At 37.7% G+C, this 14,711-nt stretch carries 15 protein-coding genes; 4 read left to right on the forward strand and 11 right to left on the reverse strand.

Annotated features, from left to right (window positions below; translation table 11 throughout):
- Nucleotides 1-34 precede the first annotated feature (34 nt).
- Entirely contained in the window at nt 35-919 is an 885-nt protein-coding gene (locus ACWPWS_RS21815; protein WP_454047890.1) for a ferric siderophore ABC transporter substrate-binding protein, read from the forward strand.
- A gap of 15 nt (nt 920-934) precedes the next feature.
- On the opposite strand, the gene ACWPWS_RS21820 is transcribed toward ACWPWS_RS21815, so the two are convergent.
- The 9 genes from ACWPWS_RS21820 to ACWPWS_RS21860 form a co-directional block, all read right to left on the reverse strand.
- Entirely contained in the window at nt 935-1,327 is a 393-nt protein-coding gene (locus ACWPWS_RS21820; protein ID WP_105682968.1) for a hypothetical protein, read from the reverse strand.
- A gap of 64 nt (nt 1,328-1,391) precedes the next feature.
- Nucleotides 1,392-2,795, reverse strand: a complete 1,404-nt coding sequence (locus ACWPWS_RS21825; RefSeq protein ID WP_454047891.1) for a nucleoside recognition domain-containing protein — start codon at nt 2,793-2,795, stop codon at nt 1,392-1,394.
- A gap of 299 nt (nt 2,796-3,094) precedes the next feature.
- Nucleotides 3,095-3,604, reverse strand: a complete 510-nt coding sequence (locus tag ACWPWS_RS21830) for a DUF6973 domain-containing protein (protein ID WP_454047892.1) — start codon at nt 3,602-3,604, stop codon at nt 3,095-3,097.
- A gap of 54 nt (nt 3,605-3,658) precedes the next feature.
- Nucleotides 3,659-4,513: an acetyl-CoA carboxylase, carboxyltransferase subunit beta gene (gene accD, locus ACWPWS_RS21835; protein WP_047095043.1), complete on the reverse strand. Its 855-nt coding sequence runs from the start codon at nt 4,511-4,513 to the stop codon at nt 3,659-3,661.
- A gap of 90 nt (nt 4,514-4,603) precedes the next feature.
- Nucleotides 4,604-5,674: a class II fructose-bisphosphate aldolase gene (gene fbaA / locus ACWPWS_RS21840; protein WP_454047893.1), complete on the reverse strand. Its 1,071-nt coding sequence runs from the start codon at nt 5,672-5,674 to the stop codon at nt 4,604-4,606.
- Nucleotides 5,675-5,744: 70 nt separating this feature from the next.
- On the reverse strand, nt 5,745-6,611 hold the full coding sequence (locus tag ACWPWS_RS21845; RefSeq protein WP_105682973.1) for an NAD kinase: 867 nt from the start codon (nt 6,609-6,611) through the stop codon (nt 5,745-5,747).
- A 1-nt stretch (nt 6,612) separates the two neighbouring features.
- Nucleotides 6,613-7,266, reverse strand: a complete 654-nt coding sequence (locus tag ACWPWS_RS21850) for a CBS domain-containing protein (protein ID WP_209786469.1) — start codon at nt 7,264-7,266, stop codon at nt 6,613-6,615.
- A gap of 187 nt (nt 7,267-7,453) precedes the next feature.
- Nucleotides 7,454-7,984 (reverse strand): RNA methyltransferase, encoded by a 531-nt coding sequence (locus ACWPWS_RS21855; protein ID WP_454047894.1) that lies wholly within the window; start codon nt 7,982-7,984, stop codon nt 7,454-7,456.
- A gap of 5 nt (nt 7,985-7,989) precedes the next feature.
- A complete protein-coding gene (locus ACWPWS_RS21860) occupies nt 7,990-8,601 on the reverse strand; it encodes a toxin-antitoxin system YwqK family antitoxin (protein ID WP_309511826.1) in 612 nt (203 codons plus the stop codon).
- Nucleotides 8,602-8,665: 64 nt separating this feature from the next.
- Between ACWPWS_RS21860 and ACWPWS_RS21865 the strand changes: the two genes are divergently transcribed.
- Entirely contained in the window at nt 8,666-9,265 is a 600-nt protein-coding gene (locus ACWPWS_RS21865; protein WP_245169802.1) for a hypothetical protein, read from the forward strand.
- Nucleotides 9,266-9,277: 12 nt separating this feature from the next.
- Here the strand turns inward: ACWPWS_RS21865 and ACWPWS_RS21870 are convergent, their stop codons facing one another.
- Nucleotides 9,278-10,156 carry a bestrophin family protein gene (locus ACWPWS_RS21870; RefSeq protein ID WP_454047895.1) on the reverse strand — a complete coding sequence of 293 codons (879 nt, stop codon included), beginning with the start codon at nt 10,154-10,156 and terminating at the stop codon, nt 9,278-9,280.
- 263 nt (nt 10,157-10,419) lie between these two features.
- Here ACWPWS_RS21870 and ACWPWS_RS21875 point away from each other — a divergent pair, with 263 nt between their 5' ends.
- Nucleotides 10,420-11,298, forward strand: a complete 879-nt coding sequence (locus ACWPWS_RS21875; RefSeq protein WP_454047896.1) for a cupin-like domain-containing protein — start codon at nt 10,420-10,422, stop codon at nt 11,296-11,298.
- A gap of 136 nt (nt 11,299-11,434) precedes the next feature.
- Here the strand turns inward: ACWPWS_RS21875 and ACWPWS_RS21880 are convergent, their stop codons facing one another.
- Nucleotides 11,435-11,965, reverse strand: a complete 531-nt coding sequence (locus tag ACWPWS_RS21880) for a GNAT family N-acetyltransferase (RefSeq protein WP_454047897.1) — start codon at nt 11,963-11,965, stop codon at nt 11,435-11,437.
- A 126-nt stretch (nt 11,966-12,091) separates the two neighbouring features.
- Here ACWPWS_RS21880 and mutS point away from each other — a divergent pair, with 126 nt between their 5' ends.
- Nucleotides 12,092-14,686 carry a DNA mismatch repair protein MutS gene (gene mutS / locus ACWPWS_RS21885; RefSeq protein ID WP_454047898.1) on the forward strand — a complete coding sequence of 865 codons (2,595 nt, stop codon included), beginning with the start codon at nt 12,092-12,094 and terminating at the stop codon, nt 14,684-14,686.
- Nucleotides 14,687-14,711 lie beyond the last annotated feature (25 nt).

Below are 14,711 nucleotides of genomic sequence, written 5' to 3' on the forward strand. Positions count from 1 at the left end.
AGATCCGGGTTTCCGGAAACAATTACATTTTAAGATGAAAAGCTATACAGCAAACCGAAATGAAGAAAATAAAGATAGAGTAAAAAGTGCCCTGCTTTCTATTCTTATCTGGGCTGCTATTTTGCTTTTTGTTTTTTTGTATAAATTAAAACCTGAGCTGGACAAAGAGCCTGAAATGGTGACTACTATGTTGGTCAACTTTGGAGACAACAGAAACGGAAAAGGAATTGAAGAGCCGGCGGAACAACCTGGAAGCCTTGCTGCAGCAACAGAAGAAGTAACCCCGGAACCTGCAGAAACACCTGTGCCGGAAACAAAGACTGTTGTAAAACCGGAGCCTGCTCCTGAGCCCAAGAAAGCAGACGTTAAGGAGAAGGTAATCACAGGAAATAATTCAAAAGCAACAGTTCCTAAGAAGGAAGAATCAAAAAAAGCTGAGAAAAAAGAAGCCACCAGTACGAGTGCTTCTAAAAATACTAAAAAAGCAGGTGCCGCCACATCCAATTCAAAAACAGGCAATGGAGATGGAAAAGGAAATGCAGCGATTGGAAACCTGATTAAAGGAAGAGGAACAAAAGCCGGAAGCCAGGGAACAGGTGACGGAATTGGAAATGCAGGAGATCCTTTGGGAGGTGATGGAAATGGTGACAGTAAAGTAGGAATAGACAGAAAGCTGATAGGTTATATCCCGGGAACCATGGGAAGAGGCGGTGCACAACCCTCTCACAGCTGTACAGCAAGTGGATCAATTACGATTGCTTATACTGTAGATAAAGCAGGAAATGTGGTCTCTGCGAGAAGATCAGGAGGTGTTTCAGATCCTTGTGTGGCATCTACATCAGTGTCCTGGGTGAAGAAATATGTAAAAGCAGAGAAAGCCAGTACTTCTTCTACCGGAACGTATAAAATTACATTCTAAAAATACAAAAGCACTTTATTCAAGTGCTTTTTTTAATTCGTTTATTCTGTTGATAATCGGAAGGGCAAAAATACCGCTGGTCTGAAGATACAGCTCATAGAATGTCTTTGCTTTATCCTGAAAATCTTTATTCTGATCATATCTGCTGTTAAAATAGAAAAGATTTCCCAGCATTTCATAGTAGTCTTTGTGATCTCTTTCCTGTCTTTCGTTAACGATAGCAATCATTTCTTCTTTTGTTTTCGAAGAAACTTCCGTGAAGCTCATCTTGAAGATATCTCTCATCAACGTATCAAAATCCAGTTCTTTCTGCATTAAACTTTCTTCAGGTTTATCCAGAATCAGTTTTTCCAGTGCTTGGGTTAACTGACGGATGAGTCTTAGGGTAAATTCTTTATCTGTAATCATAATGGGTTTAAAGTTTTGAGTTTAAGGTTTAAAGTTAATACAAGGTTTCTGCAATAAATTCAGTTTAAGCAAAGAATAGATAAGCCAGTGCAATTGCTGTGATAACACCCACCAAATCGGCCAGAAGCATAGCAATTACCGTATATCTTGTGTTCTTAACGGCTACGGCACCAAAATATACTGCGATCACGTAAAATGTCGTATCTGAACTTCCCTGAAGTACAGCGGCTAATTTTCCCTGGAAACTATCTGCCCCAAATGTTGCCATAGTATCCACCATCATTCCTCTGGCTCCGGAACCGGATAAAGGTTTGATTAAAGCGGTTGGAAGTCCATCCACGAACCTTGGATCCATATGGGCAACGTTGGCTACCCATTTCATTCCGTCAATAATGACATCGAAAACACCGGAAGTTCTTAATAAAGATATCGCAATCAGCATTCCAACCAGATAAGGAATAATCTTAACACAGGTGGTGAATCCTTCTTTTGCTCCTTCAATAAAGGCATCAAAAACGTTTATTTTCTTGTAAACGGCTCCAAGCACAATAGCAAGGAATATGAACAGGATTAAACCATTGCTTAAGACTTTACTGAAGTCATCCAATTGATCTTTACTCAGCTGTACAAGGTATACAACCAATAAAGCAATTATAGCTGAAATTCCTCCTACATAAGCAATGACTACAGGACGAAGCAGATTAATTTTCTGATAAAGGGATACAATAATCATCGCTGCCAAAGTAGCCGCAAAAGTAGCAATCATACAGGGCAGGAAAATATCTGTAGGTGTTTTTGATCCCATAGATGCCCTGATCGCAATAATAGAAACAGGAATCAAAGTCATTCCACCCGCATGAAGACACAGAAACATGATCTGCGAATTACTGGCTGTCTCTTTATTCGGATTTAAAGTCTGGAGGCTTTCCATGGCTTTTAATCCAAACGGAGTAGCGGCATTATCCAATCCCAGAAGATTGGCACTGAAGTTCATCAGCATATGGCCAAATGCGGGGTGGTTTTTCGGAATCTCCGGGAAAAGTTTTGAGAAAAATGGCTGAATCAGACGGCTCAAAAGGTTAATTCCACCTGCTTTTTCAGCAATACTCATGAAACCCATAAATAAAGTCATGATCCCGATAAGACCAAGGCAGATCTTTACCGCTGTTTCGGATGTTCCGATGACTCCGTCAGCTTCCTGAACACGATAAACGTTTACATTTTGCTTTAAAGAGTCTGTTTTATAATGAATTCTGCTGTCTGCAAAATCATTTTTTTTCATCAGGCTGTCTCTGACAACAGGGGAGAGGCTGTTCATCGGTTGTGATGCAATCTTCACTGTATCACCTCCTTTTCCTACCACCATATCATTGAAAATGGTTTTGTAGTGACCTGACGAAACGTATTTTATACTGGCAATGGCAATGGCAATGATAATGAAAGCCGACCAAATTCTGCTGAGAACCATCTGATTGATTTAATTGTTTAAACTTATCGAAAATACTTTAAACCACAAAAATAACTAAAGTCTTTTGTAATTCCGGTATGAGGGCTAATGATGGTTTGCCAGCTTTATCCCATTTTAACGCAATGTTCGCAAAGGTTTTTATGTAATGAAATATTTTTTCGTTCGCGAAGGTGTTAGCACTAAGCAAAGAGAATTTAAATTAGTGAACATAGCTTAATGAAATGCCCTTGCGGACGAAAATATGCATAAAGTTTTATATTTTCCTTGCGGTCCCTGGCGTTTAAAATGAAATGAATTATTTACTCTTCCAAATAGACAAGATGCCCTTCAAAATCATCATCAAGATGTTTCAGAACCTTTGCATCATCCATTTTTTTGATCAACGCGTCAACAAAGAAACTCTTTTCAAAAAACTGGCGGTGAATTCCCGGGAGAATTTCCATGAAATAATCCATTCCGATTTTGTTGTTATGGAGATCCATTTTGGTTTCCAAAGGCTCATTCGGGAATAATTCTTCATGCATGTCTGTTATTCTTTTGCAGAAATCCAGCGCTTTTTTAGGAGAGGAAATTTTGCAGCAGTACATCATAATGAAGCAGCACCACAATGCGTGTCTGAAAGCATTTCCGATTCCATTAGTGGAAGCTGTCTTAGGGAACTTTTTCTGTGCGATGGTAAAAGCCTTCACAGTAGCATGGAAACTTAGCAAGGCAAAAAGAGGATGGGGAAGGATCAGTGATAAAAGACGCATAATCTTTTTAAAACTCATACTTCTGATGGTATTGAAAAATATCTTAAAAGTCCTCATAAATAAAAATCTCTCCCTAATTAGAGAGAGATTGTATTGTTTTTGTTACAGATACTATGCTTTTACAGCTAATAAATTCACTGTTTTTGCAACAGTATCCTGAATTTCAGTTCTTTTTACGATGAAGTCCACAAATCCTTTTTCCTGTAGGAATTCTGATGTCTGGAATCCTTCCGGTAAGTCTCTACCGATTGTTTCACGGATTACTCTTGGTCCGGCGAAACCGATCAGGGCTCCCGGTTCTGCCATGATGATATCAGCAGTCATTGCGAAAGAAGCGGTAATTCCTCCGAATGTGGGGTCACAAAGGTAAGCGATGTACAAAAGTCCAGCTTCAGAAAGCTGAGCCAGTTTAGCCTGAACTTTTGCCAGCTGCATCAAAGAGTAAGTGGCTTCCTGCATTCTTGCTCCTCCGGACTGACAGATAATCATATACGGAAGTTTATGCTTGATACAGTAATCTACTGCTCTTCTGATCTTTTCTCCCATTACAGAACCCAAAGATCCACCGATGAAAGCAAAATCCATACAAGAAACTACCATTTCAGTTCCTTTTACAGTTCCTACAGCATTTCTGATGGAATCTGTAAGCTTGGTTTTAGCTTTTACTTCTTTCAAACGGTCTTTGTAAGGCTTTGTATCTTTGAAGTTTAAGATATCAATACTTTCAACATTGGCATCCAGTTCGGTAAATTTACCACCGTCAAAAAGGATGTCAAAAAATTCTGCACTTCCTATTCTTACATGAAATCCGTCTTCAGGAGAAACATAGTTATTTCTCTTTAGTTCATCATGTTCCACTACTTTTCCGGATGGAGTCTGATGCCAAAGGCCTTTGGGAACGTCCTTTTTCTCATCAGTAGAAGTGGTAATGTTTTTTGCTTTTCTTTTAAACCAGTCGAATGCCATTTTTGCTTGTATTAATGTATAAATGTAAAATGTACCAATGTAAATGCATTTCTTATGAATACTTTTTACATTGGTACAAATTTACAGTTCTTATTTTAAAGTATTTACGTTATTTAAATCTTCAAATGCTTTTACCAATCTTGTAGAGAATGTTTCCTCACCTTTTCTTACCCAAACTCTTGGGTCATAGAACTTCTTGTTAGGTTTTTCTTCTCCTTCAGGGTTTCCGATTTGAGCTCTTAAATAGTCAATATTGTTCACCATATAATCTCTCACTCCTTCTGTGTATGCAAACTGAAGGTCAGTGTCGATATTCATTTTAATTACTCCGTAGTCGATAGCTTCTCTGATCTCTTCTAAAGTAGATCCTGAACCTCCATGGAATACAAAGTTGATAGGTTTGGCAGCCGTTCCGAATTTCTCCTGAACATATTTCTGAGAATTGTCAAGGATTTTTGGAGTAAGAACTACGTTTCCTGGCTTATAAACTCCGTGTACGTTACCAAATGCTGCAGCAATCGTAAAGTTATCAGAGATCGCTTTTAATTTTTCGTACGTATACGCTATATCTTCAGGCTGAGTGTATAATTTAGAGTTATCAACGTCTGAGTTGTCAACACCATCTTCTTCTCCACCAGTCACTCCAATTTCTACTTCAAGAGTCATCTGAAGTTTAGCCATTCTTTCGAAATACTGAGCTGAAATTTCAAGGTTTTCTTCTAAAGATTCTTCAGAAAGATCCAGCATGTGAGAAGAGTAAAGAGACTTTCCTGTCTGCTTGAAGAAATCTTCGTTAGCATCCATTAATCCGTCGATCCAAGGAAGTAATTTCTTTGCACAGTGGTCTGTGTGTAGAATTACCGTTGCTCCATAAGCTTCAGCAAGAGTGTGAATATGTTTTGCTCCAGCGATAGATCCTAAGATAGCAGCTCTTTGTCCGTCATTGTTTAATCCTTTCCCTGCGTTGAATGCAGCTCCACCATTTGAAAACTGGATAATTACAGGAGAGTTCAATTTCGCTGCAGTTTCCATCACAGCATTAACGTTGCTTGATCCAATTACGTTTACTGCAGGCAATGCAAATTTGTTTTCTTTAGCATACTGAAAGATATCAGTAACTAACTGACCTGTGGCAACTCCTGCCGGAAAAATTCTGCTCATGTTTTACTTTTTATTATAAATTTATTAGGTGTTTTAATTTCGTGTAAAGGTAATCATTTTTAAGAAATTACTAGTTTCTTTTATCTCTGCCCCAAAGGAGCTTCTGACGGATGGTTTCGTAGAAACTTAAACTATTGGGCTGAACCAGAAGAAGCTGGAATTTTGCCTTTTTGATGATGATTTCCTTGTCGGTTTCTATGTGTATCAGTCGGGAATCTAAGGAAAGTGAGTATTGAGGTACACGGCTTTCCACCCTGAATTTTATTTCCACTTTATCATTCACCACTAAAGGTCTCACATTCAGATTGTGAGGAGCGATAGGGGTAATGACAAAATTTTCGTTATTCGGAGAAATAATCGGTCCGCCACAGCTCAGAGAGTAAGCGGTAGAACCGGTTGGAGTTGAAATGATCACGCCATCACCCCAGAACACATTCAAAAACTCATCGTTGATATAAGAATCTACGGTAATCATGGATGTTGTTTCTTTTCGGGAAACGGTAACATCGTTCAGGGCATAAGGAAAAGCTCCCTCAAGTTTTGGAGAAACTACCTCAATTACCGAACGGCGGCTTGTTTTTACATTTCCTTTTAAGATGGAATCCAGTTCTTTAAAGGCTTCTTCTTTAGTGAAGAAAGCTAAGAATCCAAGTCTTCCTGTATTGACTCCTACAACGGGAATTTCAAGATCCTCAATGAAGGTTAAAGAGTTTACAATAGTTCCGTCTCCTCCAAAAGTGAAGAAGAGATCCACCTCTTTATCCAAAAGATCTTGCTTACAGTTGAATGTTTCGAATATTTTTGAAAACTGAAGTGCTTCAGCCATTTCATCATACAGAACAGATTTTACACCTCTGGCTTCAAGTTCAGAGATAAACTTGCTTAAATATAAAAAAGTATCAAGATCTTTTTTCTGAGAATATATGGCTGCCTTCATGTTATATTTCTATGAATTTTTGTAAAAAACCATAACGGTCTTTAAACAGATCGGATTTCTCATCAGAATAGTATTTTTCAACAATTCTGTAATCGTACCGGTCAAATGTAGCATCTATCGAGGCCAGGTTTTCATTACTGATTTTTATGGTGACCTGAACTACCTCCTCAGACATAAAGCTTATAAACCCTCCGTAAAACTTGGAATTGTTGCTTTCTACAATATTGGTAATTTCCGTCATTGAATATTTTCTGGCCGGAGTTTCTACGGTAAGAATGGCTCCTGTTTCTGAAAATAAAGGATAACGGGAAAGATCCTGAAAAACATCTTCACAGGTAATATACCCCAGATATTTTTCATTTTTATTAATCACCGGAATCACATTGGAGCTGAAAGTATAAAACAGACGGATGCTGTCCATAACGTTGTTATCCTCCAGAATTGCAAACCGCTCAATCTGACGTTCCAGGTCCTTCAGTGTTCCACCATCTTCTTCATACAGAAAGTCCATAGCAATAGCTCCGTAGAAGTGATGGGATTTTTTGATGAAAACATGGGAATATCCAAAATCTTCTAGCGTATTTCTGGCCGACTCTATGGAGTCAGACAGGCTAAAACACGGAAAGTCTTTTGAGATATAGTCCTTGATAAACATTGTGCTAATTTATAAAAAATTAAATGAAACTTTTTCTGAAACCCCGACTTTTTTTAAGGTGAAACAAAAAAAATGCCGTCAAAATTTGTTTGTAAAAAAAAATAAAGTACCTTTGTCGCCTTTCATTTTTACTTTTTATTAGATTTATTTCAAACTGCACTGTCTACTAAGGACATATGCAGTTTTTTTATTTTAATGCTTTTGCAAATTCCCACATCACAATTCCGGCGCATACACTTACATTAAGAGAATGCTTGGTTCCGAGCTGTGGAATTTCTAAAAATACATCAATATCAGGAAGAACTTCATCACTGATTCCTTCCACTTCATTTCCTAAAATCAATGCATATTTTTTCGATCTGTCAATGGTGAAATCAGTAATAAGCTGGCTGTCGGTTGTCTGCTCAATTCCGATGATTTCGTAACCCTTACTTTTCAAATCAGCAATGGCTGTATTGGTTTCTGCTTCATGAGACCAGTCCACACTTTCCGTTGCTCCCAATGCTGCTTTATGAATCTCACGGTGGGGTGGCTGTGGAGTAATTCCGCAAAGAATGATTTTTTCAATTAAAAAGGCATCCGCCGTTCTGAAGGCTGCACCTACATTGTGCATGCTTCTGATATTATCTAAAATGATGACCAACGGAATTTTTTCAACCTTCTTAAATGTTTCTACATCTATTCTGTTAAGTTCTTCCAGTTTTAGTTTCTGTACCAATTGTATTATTTTGTTGAGATTAATTTTCCGTCTTGATAGACCTCTGTTTTTTCTATGCTTCCGTCTTCACGGTAATGAACTCTGTTGCCGTTTCTTTTATCATTGGCAAGCTCAGTTTCACGTTGTAATTTTCCTGAGGGATAAAATACTTTCCATTTTCCGGTAGCAAGTCCGTTATCGTACTGGCCAATATCTTTTATAGATTTTCCGTCTTCATGGAAGGTTTTGCTTTCCCCCTGTAATTTATTGAATTTATAATTGGAAATTTCAATGATTTTACCGGCAGGAGAATAAAAAGTAGCCGTAAGACTGTTGTCATAAATATTCTTATCTCCATTTCTGAATGCCTCTTTGGAGGTAAGAACTCCGCTCTTGTCAAAATATGACCATTCTTTTACTTTGAATCCTTTTTTATATTCTCCCTGTGATTGTATTTTTCCGTTATCATAATAAAAAATGGCATCTCCGTCCAGTTTTCCTTTTTTCCATTCCACTACATTTTTTACCTGTCCGTTCTCATAGAATTCTTTACAGGATCCTTCCTGCAATCCGTCTTTATATCCACAAGGTTTCTGAGCCATGATCAGGACAGAAGTGGAAAAAAACAATAGAAACATGTACTTCATAGCTATTTTTATTTCAAAAATAGTAAAATACTTATATTTGACTCAAAAATATACTATGAAAAAATTATTCACCTTATTCATATTACTATGGGGATTTATGTACCTGGAAGCACAGAACACCTATTATCCTCAAGCTTTTTTTGATAAAAAACTGGCCAGAGAAATGCTTGGATTCGGAAATTCTACCATTGAAGGAGTAGCTTCCACAAAACAAAAAAACAATTGGGGCATCAAACCATTGCTTGGAGAAAAACATTATGCACCCAAAGGAACCGTTATCATGCTTTTTCCTGTCACTCCTTACTTCGAGGAATTTTATGATATGAGAAAGAAATATGAAAATAAAAAAACAACAGTATATATGTCCGAAGAAGCTTTTAAATACAGAGTAGAAGCTTTAACAGATGATCATGGCAGGTTTAAATTTGAAAAGCTGAAACCCGGTAAATATTATCTTGAAACCATTGTGAATTTTACCGCAACGGCAAGTTATCAGCAACAGACCGGAACTTCAGATGCTTACAACGGATATGGAGCTTATCTGTATTCTACTCCCATATACAGTACCTTTTTTTACGGATATTCTGCTGCCAACAGGGAAAGCAAATTTGTAGAAATAAAACAGGACGGTGAACTCAAAGAAATCAAGCTTTAAAAGCTTGATTTTTTATTTTCTGTTCATAATCTGATGCACGTTCTTCTCAATATTCTGGGCTATAGTCTCCATCGGAATGTCATTTTCGTCATTATTAAAAGGATCTTCAATTTCTTCGGCAATAAGCTCCAGGCTCATCAGAACATAATATACAAAAACCGTCAGCGGGATCATAAAAAGGCCTATTGTAATAACGTATGCAATAGGTAAAGCAAAAACATACAGAATGATGAATTTCTTGATAAAAGAAGAGTATGAATAAGGAATCGGAGTATTTTTGATTCTTTCGCAACCTCCGCATACATCCAGAAACCCTGAAAGTTGGGTATCTAAGTACAGCATTTCAACTTCTGAAACTTTCCCTTCTTTTTTTAATTGGTTCAATTTATGGCTAAGCAGAATCACTATTTCGCTTGGTCCATGATTTTTTAACGAGCTTTCAATTTCAGAATAATCTTCATCCAATGCCAGTCTTGTAGATTCCTTGGAAAGATGTTTGGCTAAAAAGTGAGGAAAGTATTTTAAATATCTTGCAATCTGCTCAGCATCCTGGCGGTTATCACCCAGAATAGTATTGATTTTTATGGCAAGATTTCTGGTGTCATTGACCAGTTTTCCCCAAAGCTTGCGTCCTTCCCACCATCGGTCATAAGCAGTATTAGTCCTGAAAACCAGTAAAAGAGAAAGAACAAATCCCAGCAGAGAATGAATCATACCCACATTACTGACTCCGGATTTTGTAGTAAGGTGTAGATATTCAACTTCTAAATACTGAATTCCCCAGGAGTACAGCCCTACAAGAATCATACTTGGAAAAAGGATTTTTAACGTATCACTTTTGTGTAAACTGAAAAGGATTTTAATGAAATGTTTGGTATTGTAGACTCTCATAAACTCGCTTATTACCACAAATATAAATTTTTCATCTGAGCTCTGCTAATAAAGTACGGAAGTCTGAAGCTGGAAGAGGGAAGTTATTGAAGCCGAAGAAGAGCTCTAAGTTTTCCATAAAAAGGTATTTATAGAATGATGTATAGACGTTTGCAGACAAGTCTTAACTTCCAGCATCCCTCTTCCAGCTTCCAGCCATTTTAACTTAATTTTCTCAGGTTTCAAAAAAATACTATTTTTATTTCGCATTAAATACAAAGTACATGATCCTCGAAAACGTAGATATTGTAAATGATATCAGTAAAGAAGATTTTCAGAAAAATTATTTTAAAAAGCAGAAACCTCTTTTGATTAAGAATTTTGCCAGCAGATGGGATGCTTTTGATAAATGGAACCTTGCGTATATCAAAGAAAAGGCAGGAGACCAGGAAGTTCCGTTGTATGACAATAAACCGGCTGATGCCGCGAAAAGCTCTGATGCTCCGGTTACCCATATGAAAATGAAGGAGTATATTGATACGATAAAAAGCAAACCTTCAGATCTGCGGATCTTTTTCTATATCATCACAGACAGGCTTCCTGAGCTGCTGAAAAATTTCACCTATCCGGATCTTGGAATAAAGTTTTTTAAAAGACTTCCGACTTTATTTTTCGGAGGAAATGAAGCCCATGTTTTAATGCATTATGATGTTGATCTGGGTGATTTTATGCATATCCATTTCGAAGGAAAGAAAAGAATCCTGTTGTTTGATCAGAAACAGTCTCCGTTTTTATATAAAGTTCCTTTATCCGTTCATACCATTTATGATGTGGATTATGAAAACCCGGATTATGAAAAGTTTCCGGCGCTGAAATATGCAAAAGGATACGAAATATTTATGGAACATGGGGATGCGCTCTTTATTCCGGGTGCTTTCTGGCATTTCAACAGATATCTGGAGCCTGGTTTTTCCCTTTCATTACGGGCACTTCCCAATAAGCCGAATGTTTTTGCCAACATGCTGTATCATGTCTTCATTATGAGGTACACAGATAAACTGATGCGAAAAATTTTCAAGGCTAAATGGGTGGGCTATAAACAGAAATGGGCTTATAAAAAGAGTTCGGAAGCACTGGAAAAACACCTGAAAGCAGGAAAATAAAGAAGAGAGGAAGAAGGAGGCTGGAAGCTGGAAGACTCTTTAGAGCTTAGTACAACTTAAATACCTTTTTATTAAAAGATAGCCAGCCATTACACGACCCATAGAAACTTCCCTCTCCCAGCTTCGTGCTTCCCGCTTATTTATTAATCAGACCAAAGATTGTTGCATCTACGAATTTTCCTTTTTCAAAAAAATAATCTTTCAAGGTTCCTTCTTTACTGAAATTGATTGACGTTAAAAGTTTCTCAGAAGAAATATTGGAAGGATCAATGAAAGCATCTACCCGGTGAAGTCTCATGGTTTCAAATCCAAAAGTCAGGATAGGGAGAATAGCTTCTTTCATATAAGACTGCTGCCAGAATTTAGGATTGAGCTCATAACCAATTTCCGCTCTAAAGTGTTCCCTGTACCAGTTATGATAGCCGCAGGTCCCAATAACTTTTCCATTGGATTTCAGCTCCAGAGCCCATCTGAACCCTTTTCCTTTTTCGAATTCACCGTTAAAATGCTGAATAATGCGCAGGGAATCATCTTCTGTTTTGAAAGTTTCCAGATCGTAATATTCCATCACTTCATCCAGAGAAAAATACTCAAACAGATCCTGGGTATCATTAAAAGTAAGCTGACGTAAAATAAGTCTTTCAGTCTCTAAGACAGGAAATTCCATAAATAATGTGATTTGATGGGTGAAAAGTACGATTAATTACTGATAAAGAAAAGTAGGGAAGATTAACCGCTAAACAATTCTCTTACCCTGAATTTATTTTTTTAAATTTGGGGCTCATTTTTTACTATGGCAAAAGCAGCGAAGAAAGAAACTCCGTTAATGACGCAGTACAATACCATCAAGGGTAAATATCCTGATGCGCTATTATTATTCAGGGTTGGGGATTTTTATGAAACTTTTGGGCAGGATGCCGTCAGAACTTCTCAGATTCTGGGAATTGTCCTTACCAAAAGAGCCAATGGCGATGGGCATATAGAGCTGGCCGGATTTCCGCATCACTCTGTAGATTCTTATCTTCCAAAACTGGTAAGAGCAGGAATGAGAGTGGCAATCTGTGATCAGCTGGAGGATCCTAAAATGGTAAAAGGGATTGTAAAAAGAGGAGTAACTGAGTTGGTTACTCCCGGAGTTACTTTCAATGATCAGGTATTAAACTCCAAAAAAAATAACTTCCTTCTTTCATTGCACAAAGAAAAAGAGAAATATGGAATTGCCCTGGTAGATATCTCCACAGGAGAGTTTCTGGTAAGTGAAGGAAACCTGGAAAAACTTTTACATATTATCAACACTTTTGATCCCAGTGAGATTATCTTCCAGAGAAGTACACAGATTCCGGAGCAGATAAAAAATAAAAATGCCTTTAAGCTTGAAGACTGGGCTTTCCAATACAATTTTGCCTATGAAAAGTTAACCAATCACTTTAAAACCAGTTCTTTAAAAGGATTTGGTGTAGAAAACCTTCCATTAGCCATTACAGCGGCAGGTGCTATTTTCGCGTATCTGGTAGAAGATACTCATCATAACCTGCTTGCCCATATTACAAAACTGCAGATCATTCCTCAGGAAGAGTATCTGATGATGGATAATTTTACCCTGAGAAACCTGGAAATTGTTTATCCAAGTAATCCACAGGGAAAATCATTACTGGATATCATTGATAAAACGTCTACTCCGATGGGAGGAAGATTGTTGAGAAGAAGAATTATCCTTCCTTTAAAATCAGTGGACGAGATCATGAGAAGGCTTTCTCTGATTGATTTTTTAAACGAAAATGATCCTCTTAAATACGAAATCTGCCAGCTTCTGAAATCAATTTCCGATCTTGACCGATTAATGGGAAAACTCGCTGCAGAGAAAATTTCTCCTAAAGAATTGGGATATCTGCGACAAAGTTTGGTTAATATCCACACAATCAAAGCTTTATTGCATCCTCATGCCGATGTGCTGACGTGGTTAGAACCTTTATTTGATCTGGAAGAGCTTATTAAATTCCTGCAAAATTATCTTAATGAAGAGCTTCCGGTAAATATTGCCAAAGGAAATGTCATTAAAGAAGGTGTTTCCGAAGAGTTGGACAGATTAAGAAATTTACAAAGTAAAGGCCGCGGATTTCTGGATGATATGTGCCAGAGAGAGATTGAAAGAACGGGTATTACCAGCCTAAAAATTGATTTTAACAATGTTTTCGGATACTATATTGAAGTTCGGAATACCCATAAAGATAAAGTTCCGGACGATTGGGTAAGAAAGCAGACCCTGGTGAATGCTGAAAGATATATTACCGAAGAATTAAAGGAATACGAAAACCAGATTCTTGGTGCCGAAGAAAAAATAGGAGTTCTGGAAACTTCGCTATACAGAAATGTATGTGCGGAAACAATGGTTTATATTGATCAGATTCAAGGAAATTCCCATATAATTGCCCAGCTTGATGTGGCTGCAGGATTATCTGAACTTGCTGTTTCTGAGAGTTATACAAAGCCTGTTTTGAATGACGGCTATGTAATCGATTTAAAAGAAGCCAGACACCCAATCATTGAGAATGCACTTCCGTTAGGAGAAAAATATATCCCGAATGATATCTTCCTGGATAAAGATTCCCAGCAGATTATCATGGTAACAGGACCGAACATGGCTGGTAAATCGGCAATTTTACGCCAGACAGCTATTGTGTGTCTCTTGGCTCAGATTGGAAGTTTTGTCCCTGCAAAACATGCTGAAATCGGATTGCTGGATAAGATCTTTACAAGGGTAGGCGCTACAGATAATATTTCTGCCGGAGAATCTACTTTCATGGTAGAAATGAATGAAGCAGCCAATATCTTGAATAATATTTCAGAGCGAAGTCTGATTTTATTGGATGAAATCGGACGTGGAACCTCTACTTATGACGGGGTTTCTATTGCATGGGCCATTGCCGAATATCTTCATCAGCATCCAACGCAGGCGAAAACTTTATTTGCCACCCATTATCATGAGTTGAACGAAATGACCATTAACTTTGAAAGGGTAAAAAACTTTCACGTTTCCATTCAGGAAAATAAAGGAAACATCATTTTCCTGAGAAAGCTTGTTCCGGGAGGAAGTGAGCACAGTTTCGGTATCCATGTGGCAAAGCTGGCCGGTATGCCTGCTAAAGTGGTAAACAGAGCGAATGAAATCCTGAAAACCCTTGAAGCAAGCAGAACGCAGGGAAGCGGGAATACTTCCGAGAGCATCAAAAGGGTGACAGAAGAAAACATGCAGCTTTCTTTCTTCCAGCTGGATGACCCTGTTCTGGAGAATATCCGTGAGGAGCTTACCAAAATAGATATCAATACTTTGACACCCATTGAAGCTTTAATGAAGCTGAATGCCATAAAAAAAATGATTGGAGGGTAATCCAATCATTTTTTTTGTAAATAAA

It is taken from the genome of Chryseobacterium sp. Marseille-Q8038 (assembly GCF_965111995.1).